Annotated in this window: 13 protein-coding genes and 1 tRNA gene; 4 read left to right on the forward strand and 10 right to left on the reverse strand. The window is 41.7% G+C overall.

The features are described 5' to 3' along the window. Complete coding sequence (locus AAGA18_02425) at positions 1-2,199, forward strand: secretin N-terminal domain-containing protein (GenBank protein ID MEM9444186.1); 2,199 nt, start codon at positions 1-3, stop codon at positions 2,197-2,199. A gap of 44 nt (positions 2,200-2,243) precedes the next feature. Here the strand turns inward: AAGA18_02425 and AAGA18_02430 are convergent, their stop codons facing one another. From AAGA18_02430 to AAGA18_02455, 6 genes are all read right to left on the reverse strand, one after another. After that, positions 2,244-3,944 carry a S8 family serine peptidase gene (locus AAGA18_02430; protein MEM9444187.1) on the reverse strand — a complete coding sequence of 567 codons (1,701 nt, stop codon included), beginning with the start codon at positions 3,942-3,944 and terminating at the stop codon, positions 2,244-2,246. A gap of 126 nt (positions 3,945-4,070) precedes the next feature. Continuing rightward, the gene (locus AAGA18_02435) at positions 4,071-4,955 is read right to left on the reverse strand and encodes a hypothetical protein (GenBank protein MEM9444188.1); all 885 of its coding nucleotides are present in this window, start codon (positions 4,953-4,955) and stop codon (positions 4,071-4,073) included. Between the two features lie 70 nt (positions 4,956-5,025). Beyond that, entirely contained in the window at positions 5,026-5,724 is a 699-nt protein-coding gene (locus AAGA18_02440; protein MEM9444189.1) for a hypothetical protein, read from the reverse strand. Continuing rightward, entirely contained in the window at positions 5,724-6,437 is a 714-nt protein-coding gene (locus AAGA18_02445) for a hypothetical protein (protein MEM9444190.1), read from the reverse strand. The genes AAGA18_02440 and AAGA18_02445 overlap by 1 nt, the downstream gene beginning before the upstream one ends. 223 nt (positions 6,438-6,660) lie before the next feature. Next, the gene (locus AAGA18_02450; protein ID MEM9444191.1) at positions 6,661-7,389 is read right to left on the reverse strand and encodes a polymer-forming cytoskeletal protein; all 729 of its coding nucleotides are present in this window, start codon (positions 7,387-7,389) and stop codon (positions 6,661-6,663) included. A gap of 18 nt (positions 7,390-7,407) precedes the next feature. Next, entirely contained in the window at positions 7,408-7,830 is a 423-nt protein-coding gene (locus AAGA18_02455) for a polymer-forming cytoskeletal protein (protein MEM9444192.1), read from the reverse strand. Positions 7,831-7,911: 81 nt separating this feature from the next. Here AAGA18_02455 and AAGA18_02460 point away from each other — a divergent pair, with 81 nt between their 5' ends. Both AAGA18_02460 and AAGA18_02465 read left to right on the forward strand, forming a co-directional pair. After that, positions 7,912-8,964 carry a hypothetical protein gene (locus AAGA18_02460; protein MEM9444193.1) on the forward strand — a complete coding sequence of 351 codons (1,053 nt, stop codon included), beginning with the start codon at positions 7,912-7,914 and terminating at the stop codon, positions 8,962-8,964. Between the two features lie 41 nt (positions 8,965-9,005). After that, a tRNA-Thr gene (locus AAGA18_02465) sits at positions 9,006-9,080 on the forward strand. A gap of 356 nt (positions 9,081-9,436) precedes the next feature. Here AAGA18_02465 and AAGA18_02470 read toward each other — a convergent pair. Further along, a complete protein-coding gene (locus AAGA18_02470) occupies positions 9,437-10,435 on the reverse strand; it encodes an SAM-dependent methyltransferase (protein ID MEM9444194.1) in 999 nt (332 codons plus the stop codon). Between the two features lie 50 nt (positions 10,436-10,485). Here AAGA18_02470 and AAGA18_02475 point away from each other — a divergent pair, with 50 nt between their 5' ends. Continuing rightward, positions 10,486-11,013: a glycine zipper domain-containing protein gene (locus AAGA18_02475; protein MEM9444195.1), complete on the forward strand. Its 528-nt coding sequence runs from the start codon at positions 10,486-10,488 to the stop codon at positions 11,011-11,013. A 76-nt stretch (positions 11,014-11,089) separates the two neighbouring features. Here AAGA18_02475 and AAGA18_02480 read toward each other — a convergent pair whose 3' ends face one another. The 3 genes from AAGA18_02480 to ychF all read right to left on the reverse strand — a co-directional run bounded on the left by AAGA18_02480 (position 11,090) and on the right by ychF (position 14,714). Then, complete coding sequence (locus AAGA18_02480; GenBank protein MEM9444196.1) at positions 11,090-11,452, reverse strand: 6-carboxytetrahydropterin synthase; 363 nt, start codon at positions 11,450-11,452, stop codon at positions 11,090-11,092. Between the two features lie 24 nt (positions 11,453-11,476). Next, the gene (locus AAGA18_02485; protein ID MEM9444197.1) at positions 11,477-13,456 is read right to left on the reverse strand and encodes a protein kinase; all 1,980 of its coding nucleotides are present in this window, start codon (positions 13,454-13,456) and stop codon (positions 11,477-11,479) included. A gap of 133 nt (positions 13,457-13,589) precedes the next feature. Further along, complete coding sequence (ychF, locus tag AAGA18_02490) at positions 13,590-14,714, reverse strand: redox-regulated ATPase YchF (protein MEM9444198.1); 1,125 nt, start codon at positions 14,712-14,714, stop codon at positions 13,590-13,592. Positions 14,715-14,731: the final 17 nt, after the last annotated feature.

The following is a 14,731-nucleotide window of genomic DNA, read 5'->3' on the forward strand; positions in this document are numbered from 1 at the left end:
ATGCATCCAAAAACAAAAATTTTTAATTTCTTGCTGTTTATCAGTATATTATTTTACTCATCTGGCGGGTCAGCTGACACACACCCTCTAAATTTTGTTAATGCTGACGTGGAAGTGGTTCTTATGGAATATGAGAAACTTTCCGGTAAAAACCTCATCATTGAGCCTCAAGTTTTAGGTAGTGGTAGCGGTAACTCTATTAGACTAGTCACTAACCCCAACAATCCTCCCACCAAAGAAGAAGCCATTGAGCTCATCGAAACAACTCTGCTTCTCCATAACGTCGCGATCGTTCCCTATGATGAGAAGACGGTAAAAGTGCTAGTTCGTCCACCAAGAGCTGAAGGGGTACCCATGATTAAAGACCCTAAAAAGATACCGAGCTCAGATCAACCTGTTAACTACTACATGCCCCTCAATTATATTGCACCAGACGCTGCTCAACAAATTATTCAAAGTAACATCCAAGGCGCCGACCCTAATATTACTTTGATCACTCCCGTTCCTGACGCTCAAGCCCTTATCATTACAAGTAAGGCTAACTTTCTAAATAAGATAATAGAGATAAAAGAGCTCATCGATGTGCCTCCGGCTAAAATGGAGAATAAGTTTGTAAAACTCGAGCGAGCAGATGCAGAATCTGTTACAGAGATTTTATCACAGCTGTTCGAACAAAGTGGTTCGAACAGCCGTCCCACTGCAAGTAGAACCACCAACCCATCTCGAACTCCTCCAACTCCTAACAGAGCGCCCACGGCACCAAGCAGTTCCGGACCATCTCCTACTTCCATAGGAGAAGAAACTAAACTAATTCCTGACACTCGGACAAACCGTATTCTTGTTTCAACAAGACCTAGAAATTTCGCCTACATCGAAGATTTAATTAAACAGCTTGACTCAGAAAGCAGCCACTCAAAACCCACAGTAATGCCTCTAAAGTATGTGATCGCCTCTGACATCATTGGCGTCCTCGCAGATATATTAGAAGAACCTGATAGTGCTGGAGGCACTGGAACTGGTAACCGTCCTTCCAATAGCCAGAATCAACGCCCCAGTGGCGGCAGTTCTAACAATCAAAATAGTTCATCTGAAGGAGCATCAGTTTCTGCTTCGGAAAGAGCAGAAGTGCCGGAGGCCATTATCGTAGGGAAAACAAAACTCATTGCCGATAACCGCACTAATTCGATCATGATCATGGGCCCTCCCGAGAGCATCGAACGATCTAAAGATCTATTAGAACAACTAGATCAACGTCCTAGACAGATTTTTCTAAATACAATCATTGGCACTCTCTCCTTGGAAAGTGAACTTAGATTCGGCATCGATATTTTCTCCGAGTTTTTGGGTGGCACAGGAAGTAATGGACTAGGTCCATCTATAAACACTGGAGCTAGAGGCGATGGTGCCGGTGCGTGGCCTGACCTAGATGGGTTTGACAATATACCTAATGTAGTGGCTAACGCAGCTAGTGGGCTCAATATTTATACAGCTATTGGAGGTACTATTGAAGCCTATGTCAACGCTCTCTCTTCATCTGATAGGTTTCAAGTGCTCGCTAGACCTGCAATTATGACACGCAACAATAAAACAGCCAGAATTACATCTGGCACTCGTGAGCCCGTACCTACGTCTACATTGACTAATACTACAGACACAGACAATTTTCAGACAAACATTGAATTTGAGGACGCCGTTTTAGAACTAGAAATCTTACCCTATATCAATGCAGATGATGAAGTAGTCCTTAACGTGAGCCAGTCCAATAACCAATTAAGCGGCAGAACCACAGTAGGTTCCACTCAGGGTGTACCTATCTTTGAAGACCAGTCTATTAATACAGAGGTTACTGTACCTGACCGCTCAACAGTTATGATTGGTGGACTCATTAGAGAAAGTCCTACCCGAAATGAATCTGGAGTACCACTTCTTAAAGACATACCCTTACTTGGCTATCTTTTTAAGACTACAACAATCGACAAGGATAGAGACGAGTTGATCATTCTCATCCAACCTACTGTGATCAATCACGAAGACGAAATACTAGAAAAAGCTCAACTTGAACTCGACCTTACTGGCATTGAAGAAACGAGCATTCCTAATCCTTCATATCCAACGAAAATCCGACCAGCTATCCCTGTTACAAGCGAGATCATTCATCAAGCTATTCCAGTAAATGAGGAGACAGCCCCGTTACAATAAATCAAGCTGAGAATAAATTGAGGGCTTGTAAATCTTATCAAAATTTATTCTACCCTTTTCTGTAAAGTAGAGGTCATTGAGTTGTTGCGAGGCTCAATATCATCTTTCTGAAACAAACTTACTTGAGAAGTAATCTGAACAGCCCCTCCATAGTTCATGTTCTTTATAATTTCTTGTTCATGCACAGCAATTTCACCAACTTGAAGTTGAGGGATAGTGAAATTCATGGGCACTCCATCAAGTTTAATAGCATGATTGATGTTAAAGAGATTCTCCGTACCACGATTTTGCACAACGGACTGCACCTTGGGGTAAGGGTTGGAATCAGCCCCAGCAGGAATGTAATAATGCGAAGAAATGGCAATATCCAATAGACCTCGTTCCTCACGCTGTAATATGCGGTTCATATTAATAATCCCAGATCCATACATGGGATCTACACCAGGCTGACCTGCTTCATCTAGGTAATTCATAACAAGTTCTTGAGCAGCCAAGACATTGGAGCCCTCCAGAGAAGCAACCGCCGCCACTAATCCAGATACCACTGCTGCTGAAGCAGAAGTGCCGCTAAAAGATATCCAGCCGTCCTCAAACCAAGCAGCTTGCAGTCCAACTCCTGGCGCCACTACATCTAACCCCTCTCCCCCATTTGAAAAATAGGCATAACGACTGTTACCATCTACTGCTCCTACCGACAAGACAGACTCAAAGCGTGCTGGATAAACCAGGCGATCATAACCTTCATTACCTGAGGCACCCACAACAACTACTTCTTTGGCGTTGGCATAAGCTACTGCTTCTTTAAGTATCTGGCTTTGCCCGTAGGATCCTAAACTCATATTGATGATTTGAGCTCCAGAATCAACAGCTTCAACTAACCCACTGGCAACTGTGAAACTGTCTCCAACTCCAAATTCATCAAGCACACGAACATCTATAATTTTCGAAGAAGGTGCCAATCCCTTGTAACCACCTAAAAGACCCCCTATCAATGAGGCTACAGCCGTTCCATGAGCCGAAGTGCCATCACTTTTGGCCTCGATATTAGTCATAGCACTACCCACTTGTTGCCCGCCAAATTCAGAGGTCATATCCAAGGTGTCGACAACTACACCTTCTAACGCTGCGTGCTCCTCAATTCCATTATCTAAAACTGCTACTGTTACGCCACTACCCCATTCGTTGTTTATTTCTTCAAGACCTAGCCAAAGATACAGGTAGGGTCCTATAGAGAGGAGCTCTTGGGTATGATCACTTAACTTATTGACCGGGTCGCTAGGTATACTCACAAACAAATTTGGGCTGAGACTTCCTTTGTCTTCCAGTAAATCCTCGAGGGAATCTGCATCTCCACGCACTCGAATGGAGTCGAGAGCGGGAATTTTAGAAATTATTTCGAAACCTTTCTCCTCGGCGGATTCCAAAAATTTCCTATAGGCGCCGTCGTCGTGGAATTTTACAATTTGCTCCCCAGTAATTTCTTCAGAACTTTCTTTATAAGATGGATTAGGCTGTAAACTTTCCTCTAGAAAGCCCTGTCTTATCGCTGCCACAGCATAGGCGCTCACTCCTTCTTCCTCTGGAATAGAACTTTCCTCTGTTTCGATCCCATTGTGGAGATTATTTTGGGTTATTATCTGCTCTGCTGCTCGATCCTCTGAAGCACTCTGCTTCGAGAGGAAGAAAAAGAGAGCTAAAGCTAATAGCAGAGTAGAAAAGCCGAATATAAAGTCTTTTAATTTCATTTAAATAATCCCTTCATTCATAATATAAGTTAGCATCTGTTAGATGCATTTAAAATCAAACTTATTGCAATTATTTAGGCAAATCATAGCGGAGTCTTAATAGAAAGTGATGTTTAACATAGCAAATCAATTTACAGGCAATGCCATAGGGATATCTTCATCGTCCTGATTAAGTCCAGTAATTCTTTGCCCTGAGGATAACAACTCTACATCCTCTTCTCCACCTACTTTGCCGCCACCGACTAAGCGAACCAAGCCCTGCGGTGTTTTTGCCATCTTAGGTACAGTTCGAGTAATCATCCTATCTTCTTGGTATAGAATCGCACCGTCAACATCAATCATTGTATAACGATATGTAGTCGCGCCTACTGTATGTAGGACATGCAATGTCAGATCTGGGTCAAAAGCAATTTGTGGGTCTGTGTAAGAAACAATTGTTCCAAGCCTTTTCGTCGCATGTACTACATTTACTTTAGGCTCTTCCACTCGTATATAGAGATACGCACGATCTCTTTCAAGGAAGCGAATCAAAGAATAATGTTTTTCTGTTCCTTCATCTAAACGTTTTGCACTCCACATCACGCTGCCCTTGCCAACATTAAAGACCAACGGGTCCGTGATATATGCGCCCCGCCCGGGCAGCTCAACAACTGCTTGTATGGTATACTGGCCTGTTTCGTGGATGGCGTAATAAGGCGAAATATTAATCTCTACTTCTTTGGATTGCGATGGAGGTATCCGAAGTGCACCTACGGCTAATTCACGATTTTTTATGATAGTGGTATTGTGATTTACCGATTTCACACGAAAGCTAAGCCAAGAGGTTTTTCGACTACTATTATTCGTTAAGAGCAAAGATTCGTTGGAAATATTGCGAACCTTGACAATAAATTTAGCCTCTTCGTACTGAATGAAAGTCTGCCTTTGAGCTATCAGCGAAGTTTCTATTTGAGCAAACACAAAATTACTCCAGCTCCATAGAGCCAATAAATGTAAGCTAACTTTATACATCCCCAATATTAGTATAGCAAATCATACAGCTTATACAAGCTTGGTAGTTAAAGCTGCTTAAAGGTCTATTCTAGGCACTCAAGGCAACATCAGAGTCTGATGCTTCTATGGCTTGGACCAGTTTCCACTTATCCCATAGCATAGCTTTTTGAAAATCTCTAATCAGGGTGATCCTGCTATCACCATGAATCTTCTCAAGTTGATTGACAAAGCGTTTTGCAAGCCAATTAGCAGCCCGATATCTGCGTATCAGCCTGTCATCTTCATAATTAAAATTCTCATCCTCAAAGAGCCGCTCTTTGATCCATGCCACTTGATTAGTATCTATACTTCCTGCTAGTAACAAACAGAACCTGAGCAACAAGAGGTAAACATCCACCTTTGCTTGAACTTCTAAATTACAGGCAGACGTCTCCGACTCAACGCTTAATTTTCCTTGCTGATACCATAGAGCCGCATGAATTCCATGAGTGATTTCTTCCAGGAAAGCAATAAGTTCTCTGACATTACGGCTCGATAAACATTCTCTAGGATCTTCCCTTTCAAGCTTTGAGACAAGCTCTGGAGCATAGTATATAGCTACATACAGCCTGCCCTTGCTTTCTCTCAAGAATGTATAAGCCCAATCCCAATAGTCACTAGAATCCAGCTCAGCAGCTTTGGCCAACTCACGACTACGCACAGAACTAATAAGACAGTCCTCCAGGTTGATTCCAGTGGCATCATAGGTCCTTTCCATTACCTCTTGTATTTCTGCCAGTAATGTCATCAACTAGAAATGATCAGTAAATCTTGGTCAGGCCCTTCAAAATGAAGATGATTATCCGCAAGATGATTGAGTGCGCATCTTACTTCGTGAAACTGTTCTGATAACCTACCAAACACTTCCTCAAGATCTGAATCCTTGGCTAGGCGATGACTAGAAGCACAATGGTAATTGGCTCTACCCATTCCCTCGTAAAACCCTATATCAGGCCCTCCGCGCCTTTCCTGGTAGGCTTTCACTCGATCTGCAAAGATGCCACTGATAAATAGGGAGTAATCTGCTATATGGGACCTTATAAGAAAAGCCTCATCAGAACCCGCTTCTTGAATCAAAGCTAGCATATCAGAAATATATGGCCTGTGATATCCCATACTTGGATCGGTTCGCTTTATTTTTTTGTTATTGGCGCCTTGACTAAAGCTCACCAATACAGAAGCGATGTAATCAGCAAATAATCTATCATCAATACCTACTCGTTTAAGCATCCATCTGGTCAAAACGTAAAAATACAACTCTGAGGAAACTTGCAGGCATTTACACTCATCAATGAGCCTTTCATAAACTAAGCGGTGATCTAATAACGAGTCACGAGATTCCTCATCCTTAAACAAATCCAATAGGACACTGTTTTCTTCCTCACTTTCAGACAAGGCTTTTTGAATAAAAGCAAAGTCTTCAGCCTTTAATCGATTGCGACATTCTGCATATAACATCACGCCTCCCTCCATACTAAGTTATAGCAGGGACAGTGCCAGAGCCCCAAGAACGTCCCTCTTTTTTATCTGGTATTCGCTTACATCAAACTCAAGAAGTAGCTACTAACTAGACCCAAGTGCTGAGATAACCTTGAGATATCTATCCTGTCATTCAATATATCGGCATCTCCACAGAATTCTTAATATACTTACGATAAACTACTTACACAAAACTAGCAAAGCATTAAACCTCAAGCTCATCAGCAGACTCATCCTGATGCTTCAAGGCTATTCCTTTTCCTTTTAATATCCCACCTGTTTTAACACTTAGTTCCCCAAATTGAATTAGATCCGCAGTCAGTGAGCCTGTTTCAGTTACCTCAAGTGCCTGCTGGACTGTAACCTTCTGTGCAGCGAGCTGCCCAGAAACGACACAACAATCCACCCTTAAATTCTTAGAGATACGTAACGAGGCTTTTGGTTTCACTTGAATTGAAGGACCATCAATGTCTCCCTGTACAAAGGCCTTTCCACCAATCACTAGCGTCTCATATACTTTAATATTGGCTCGACATTTTCCTTCTACCAAAATATTAGCGGCTTCAATTTTTTTACCATTAAAAAACCCACCTGGCTTAATGTGAACATCCCCGTAGGTCTGAATCATTCCTGACTTAGCAGATTGCTCCCTCTCTATCACATGATCGGTCATATCCAGGTAAGCTGAACAATGATTACATTGCCATGACATGGCACTTAAAGGAATACGTAAATCACTTTGGCAATGCAAACAGTTGACGCGACGCGAAGCTACTTTCCTCTTGCGCTCCCTAGGACCTCTATGACTTTCTTCCAGGCTAATTCGAACTCCACAATTTTGACAAAATGTAGACTTCGCCTCCACATACTCCATCTGTTTATGTCCACAGGAAGGACAGGAAATCTCGTGCTTTTCAGGACCTTTTCTTTGCATGAACTTATGACAATTAATTTACTTCTTTATAAAATCAGGGGTCGTCTGCTTAACCCATCTAGCCATTGAGGATTGAGGACCGATATCAAAATCTACTTCTACTTCTGCACCTTTGGGCACAACCACCGATTTTGCTCGACAAACACCCCGAACCTTAGCACTAGGCTTAATAGTGACATCACCTGTCGCACTAACCTTTCCTATGCAATGCCCAAGAATTTCACAAGACCCCACTCGAATCTCACCCTCTACTTTAGAACATTTATCAAATACGATATGGTGCTTAGACTTTACATTTCCTACTAGCCTTGCAGCAAAATGACCCGAATGATTAAAAGCCAACTTGCCTTCTAAACGCATGCCCTCTGAAATTAAAATAGGGGAATCCTCTTCTTTTTTAATGAGTGGCAACACCTCTTTAATTTTTACATTCCAATTCATAAAGCCACAGAATTCCAGATTTAACTTACGATATTCTTTTCTTTCATTAGCAGTTATATACTCTTTTCGACCTATTCTCAAATGTTTCAAGAATTACAAAAAAAATGGCGTGAAAGCATCTCCTACAGTCTTACAGAAGATGATTTTTGTTATTATACTCGAGAGCTTTTATCATGGCAGGTTAAAAATAATCCTGTTTACCAGGACTATTGTAGGTTATCAGGTATTGATTTAAAATCCAAACTCGAATGGCACGAATTCCCTGCTCTACCAGTCCGCACATTTCGTCAGAAAGTCGTCTCATGCCTACCTGAATCCCCTTTTGAACAAATCTTCTTAACTAGTGGAACATCAGAAGAACAAAGAGGAAAACAACACCTTATCTCTACCAACTTTTATCATTTATCCCTAAAAATGAACTTTGATAAAAACCTCCCAAAAAATCAAAAAGCCGATTGGATTTCTCTAATTCCCTCATCTTCCGAATTACCTCAGTCCTCTCTATCTCATATGATTTCGTATTTAGCAAAAGCTTATCAACCCCCTAAAATGACTTATTGCTGTAATGCCTCATTCGAAATTGATTATAGTATATTCCTTGGCTCTATTCTCGACGCTATACAAAAGCAGACTCCAATCGCTTTGTTCGCTACCTCTTTCGCACTCGTGCAAGTATGCGATTATTTAAGCAAGAATCGTCCCAATCTCTCACTGCACAAAGATTCGTTTCTTTTTGAAACAGGAGGAAGTAAAGGACGCGTTCGGGAAATCTCGCGTTTTGAAATGCAAACACTACTTGCTCAAACACTTGATCTTCAAAAAGACCAAATTCATTACGAATATGGGATGACAGAATTATCTTCTCAATGTTATGCCCTAGCAACAAACGAGGTATTTGATTCACCGCCTTGGATGCAGGTGCAAATCATTAATCCTAAAAATGGAGAGAAGTGTCCCCCAGGACAAAGAGGCCTTCTTCATTTCTATGATCTAGCCAATACATACACCTGCGCTGCTATTGCCACTGAAGATTATGGCGAGTATGTTGATGATTCCGGTCGATTTCTGCTCCACGGACGCACTCCTTCCACTCCTCCCAGAGGCTGCTCTCTACCGTATGAAATAACCTCGTGACAGCCGTCTATATCCAGAGTTAAATTCATTAGGATTCATTAGCCGGAATAGCTCAGAGGTAGAGCAACTGATTCGTAATTAGTAGGTCGTGGGTTCAAATCCCATTTCCGGCTCCACTTAATATTGGCTCCCTATCAAATATCGACCCCTTCAATATTACTTATAATATTATCAATTTTAAGAATACAATAGCAATCCGTATTCTTAACTAAAGACAACAATATTCCTCATGCTTCTAATTTAATAATCATGTTTGCTATTGAAAAATTCTGGCCAGCCAGTGCTCTTCCTAAAACTCAAAATTGGTAGCCCAGGGTCATTTTAACTAATCTCTGTCAAGCTAGTATTGTTTTGATAATTGCAGTCACATGTGACAAATGGATCTCTGGTCTATATGTGCGATGGGCTCTTCGCCAATACTTAGGAACAGGCTGGCAAGTGGACACGTAAATCTCGCGATCATCTATCTAGATTATTTGCTCTGAATAAGAACTTTAAAGGCATTTGCAAATTCAAACGAGCCATCCTTACTTAGCACATTGGGGGAATAATGATTCATAAAATTTAACTGCGTTTGAAAGGCCTCTGTATTCAACTCAAGTGACTCACCCCAATCCATCAAGTCGGTAAAATTAACATCTGCTGTCAGGTCTTGTTTGCCCATTCGCAGATAAATATGGCTACCCTCTACTAATTGATGATGAAAGTACCCGCGTAAAGAACCATATGGTTTCCTATAATACAAATGCTCCACCTCATCCCCGTAATCAATTGTCAATATCTTACCCTGAATAAGTTTATGATTCCATGATTTAAGCCAATTACCATAACTCTCATGAACTTCTACTCTCTGTCCTCTGGGATAATCTAATTGAGCATCTAAAACTGAACTGTTGAGACTATCTAAATCTAAAGGTCTTGGAACTTCTTTCCAACTTTCGTCCAACTTATATAAAAAGATTTCTTTCCACATATCACCACTCCATTCAAATAAACGGCAAGGAAAAGCATCCACAAGTTCGTTTGAAAACAACAAAGCCCTTCCATTCGCTCTCTTTAGAGCCTGGGTCATATCGCCAGGCCAAGACACACAGTAATCCTTCAGCAGCTTCTGCTGCTGATCTTTTAAAGTCTGCGAAATTTCCACAATCTGATAGTGAACTTTGCGTCTTTCCCACCAACCCATTGACTTTAAAACCTCAAGTGCTAAGTGCCCTCCTCCACCACCTATTTCTATGACATGCCATAGACCTTTCCATTCTAGTTTTTGTTTACTTTCAAGAAGCCATTGGGAGATAGAGCTGCCAAGACCTAATCCCAAACTTGCAGATGTCGAAAAATCTCCACGTGGCCCAATAGAACGCAGCCCTGACGTGTAATAACCACTCCCAGCTTCATATAAAGCTCGCTCCATAAATGTCTCCACACTTATTGCTTGGCTATTCGCAGGATCCAGAGTCCTAGCACACATTTTTTACTTTTATCTGAATCAACTTTTTATGACAACCGTCATATTATTTGATGAAATCATTATGTATTATCCTTGTAAGCGGCGTCCTGTTATGCTCTGGACAATTATCATATGCTCAATCATCAATTTTTGGCCAAAATGGCACCGGCCAACCTACCAACACCATACTTAGCCTTATCGCTGGAGCTGCCACAGGCGCTGCAGTAGGGCAGGCTGTTGGTGGAGAAGATGGTTGGTGGATAGGCTCACTGGTGGGTTCTGCAGTAGGGGGGGCTGCTGGTAACGCTATTTCTTCTGGACAATCCACTTATTATCCAAGCTATAAACCTCATACTTCCTATCGCACTCGTTCAAATGATTGTGTTTCTCCTAGACGAATAAGCTATGCAACGCCAGTTGTCATAGAAGAGAAAATAGTTTTTAGTCAAGGCCCTAAAACTTCCGCACCCTATGGCCACATATTGGCAGGAGGAAACATAAAGTCTCCTTGGTCAGAATTCACCATGAGTTTAGGCGGAAAATCACCCGGTCAAATTGTTTTTGATGCAAACACTGGGCAAGCTTTCCGAATACCCTGATTTTTCATTAGATTAGTATATTAGTTGGTTGTTAGTTCCTGATTAAGTCTGGCCCCTCCTCTTAGAGGGGGGGCGCTTAATCTCCTTGATAGCTGCACCATGCAGTAGGGGTTTCATAGATGACAATTTCACTCAGTCCTGGCAATTTTGGCTCCAACCTCACCCAAAACCAATGAACCAGAACTTCTAATGTAGGGTTTTCTAGACCCTCAACTTCATTTAAATAGCGATGATCAACCAAAGTCAAAATGGGTTTCATTTTTTTTGCAATAATGGCGTGATCATAAAGCAAACCCGTTTGAGGATCAACTTCACCTGTTACAGATATCTGTACGCGAAAAGTATGACCATGGAGTTGCCTACACTTATGTCCCTCAGGAAAAACTTCTAAAGCCTGAGCCGCATCAAAAACAAATTCTCTTGTTAAGGTAATTTTCACCGTGCCTACAAACTACTTTCTGATTTACTTAGCAAAATCACTTGATAACTCTGGGGGGACTGGCTTCTCAAAGTTTGGTAACTGGCCGATCATAGGGACAAATTCAGCCTCCATAAGGCCTGGAGATAGTAAATCATTTTTTGAATATTTCTTCAGCTCTTCCCACGCTGCAGTGCCCCAAGGCTCCTTGATATCAACAATTGGACTTCCACTAAAACCAATCCCATGTCGTTTTACCATAATATTGGCCAATGCTACTGCAGCACAAACAGGGCCCTTCCTAGCGCTCAGATCATGATGATGAACAACTGCATCACGAGTTGTTGCATCAAAACCATAGCGGCTAAGCCAGAGCTCCCCCGCCTCCATGTGAGTCAATTCCATAAGCTTTGATTCTAAAGCATGGACTGGCTCCATATTTTCTCCCGCTCTTCGTAGGACAGCATAATAGGGATAGGGAGCTATTTGTGATAAGATAATCTTACCAAAATCATGCAATAATCCTGCATAAAATGCTTTATACGCAGGATCGGCTTGAAAAAATTTGCGTAAATACTTACCCGTAACCTCTTTGATTTGCTGACTTTTGCTTGGCTCTTCTTGGTGAATTTCTCGACTAATGTATTTTATAAGAAGATTAGAAACCACAGCGGTAGCCAGCGAGTGCTGCCAAATTGGAAACCAATTAAAAGTCCTATCTTCAGGAAAATGGTCTCTAAGATAAATGCCAAAAAGAATCAACCCTTGAGCAAGTTTATCTCCTACAGTCCGGACAGCTTTTTTAGTCGTTATGACCTGCCCTTCTTTTCCAAAAAAAGAGGTATTTGCAAGACCGTGCACATAATCACGGATTTCTGGAACAAGCTCTAATGCTTTAGCAACGTCGTCCACCTCAGCTTCCTTTACCTCTGTGCCTATTTCTTTGAGAGCTTCCACAGATTCGCTAATCGGCAAGGGTTTTGAAGTAGCGGTAATAGCATCTACAACCGCTTTACGTTTCCACTCAATACCCTGATCTACCTGGTTCTCAGTCCATGACTTAAGATTCTGATTGAGAATTCCATGAATAAACTCAGGAGATCCATATGACCTCATTGGCACAGGGATTGCCTTACTGTCTTCCGGTTCTTCTGAGAACCGCACACTAACAGGAGCCAGGCGATCCACTTTAATGAGTGCTTGTCTTAACTCCTCATAGTTTTGAAAACGATCTTCAGGCCGTTTTTGTGTCATCCTGTCAAATAAGTTAATCCAACCAGGAGGTAGCCCGGCTTCCTCGGCATCCTTATATGGAAAGGGAGCATCTAAATGTGCCATAATGATCTGCTCAACTGTGTCATAATCATGCAAAAAGCACATGGTAGTGAGGTGGTACATAGTTGCACCTAGTGAATAAATATCACTTTTCTGATCCGTGTGCTGGTTGAGAATTTGTTCGGGACAGATGTAAGCAGGCGTACCAAAGCATTCCCTATTTTCCTCTGCATCACCATCGATACCATTTAATGAGCGAGCTAAACCAAAGTCAGTTAATAAAATACTGCCATTGCTATCCAGAAGGAAATTAGATGGCTTAATATCTAAATGAACAATCTCATGAGTTAATGCCCAGTCTAATGCATCAATGGCTTGAGATAGAACCCACTCAGCCTGCTCCAAATTCATACGCGTCTGTTCTTCTATCCAGTCGTCGAGTGTGGACCCCTCAATAAAAGGCATTACGAAGTAATATAGCTCGCCTTGCCTCCCAATGTAGTAGATCGGAACAATATTTGCGTGTCTGAGTGCTGCAATATTCTGCGCCTCCTCATCAAAGAATTTTAGGTATCTCGGATTATCTGAAAACTCTGAGCGAAGAACTTTAATGGCTACTTCACGATTCAAGCTTGGCTCATAGGCTTTGAAAACATGTCCCATTCCACCCTCAGCAATATGGTGTAGGATGCTGTAGTGCCCTAATTCTGCATCTGGCACTAAATCTTGTAATCTCTCAGCCTTCGTCATACCTGTGGCAATACAACCTTACTAGCAATTTATTGGTCGATTTTATCTTTAGTTTAGTAGCCTATGTGGACTAAAGCACTTTATACTTTTTCTATGTAGCCTAAGCTATTGGCAAATACAAAATTTGAGCGTATCATATATTAAATCTAAATTCCATAACATCACCATCTTTTACGACATAGTCTTTTCCTTCAATTCTTAATTTACCCGCCTCTTTAGCTTTTGCAAAAGAACCCAACTCGATCAAATCATGATACGCAATTGTTTCGGCTGCAATGAAACCCCTTTCAAAATCGGTATGAATCACACCAGCTGCTTGAGGAGCTCTGTCTCCTTTGTAAATCGTCCAGGCTCTTGTTTCCTTTTCTCCTGTAGTAAGGTATGTTCTCAGACCTAATAGATGATATGCACCTCTAATAAGGCTTCCTACTCCCGATTCACCTACGCCAAGGCCCTTCAAATACTCTTGTCTATCTTCCTCTGACAAGTCCAACAACTCTTCTTCTATTTGAGCGCTAATGATTACGGATTCTGCCTGTAAGTACTCAGAACAGTAGGATTCTACACCTGCTACTCTTCTTCCTACCTCGCTAGACCTTTCTTTATTGCTAAGTTGAGACAAATCACTCTCCGCTACGTTACAGGCAAATAAGGTTGGCTTACTGGTAAGAAGAAAAAATTCCCTTATCATTTCCATCTCATCTTCTGTAGCATCTATTGTTATCGCTGGCTCGCCCTGATCAAGATGATTGCAGAGCCTTTCGAGGAGTGCTTCTTGGGCCTTAGCCTGTTTATTTCCTGACCTGGCTAGTTTAGCGGCTCTATCTTTCTGTTTTTGAATAGATACCATGTCAGCTAGCACCAATTCTGTCAGGATCACTCCAATATCTCGCAAAGGATCAATAGAACCACTTACATGATGGATATTATCATCTTCGAAACAGCGCACAACCTGGACAATAGCATCAACTTCCCTAACGTGTGATAAAAATTGATTTCCTAAACCTTCTCCTTTGCTGGCGCCTTCTACTAGACCAGCTATATCAACCATCTCTATCACAGCAGGAATCACCTTCTCGCTTGATGAAATTTTACCAAGGCGTTCCAACCTGAAATCTGGGACAGTCACTATTCCAGTATTTGGCTCTATCGTGCAAAAAGGGTAATTCGCAGCCTGTGCTTTGCGACTTTTTGTTACCGCGTTGAAAAGCGTACTCTTTCCAACATTTGGTAGCCCAACTATACCAACCTTCAACATACCGTCATATGCTTAAT

Source organism: Verrucomicrobiota bacterium, assembly GCA_039192515.1.
Classification (GTDB): domain Bacteria; phylum Verrucomicrobiota; class Verrucomicrobiia; order Methylacidiphilales; family JBCCWR01; genus JBCCWR01.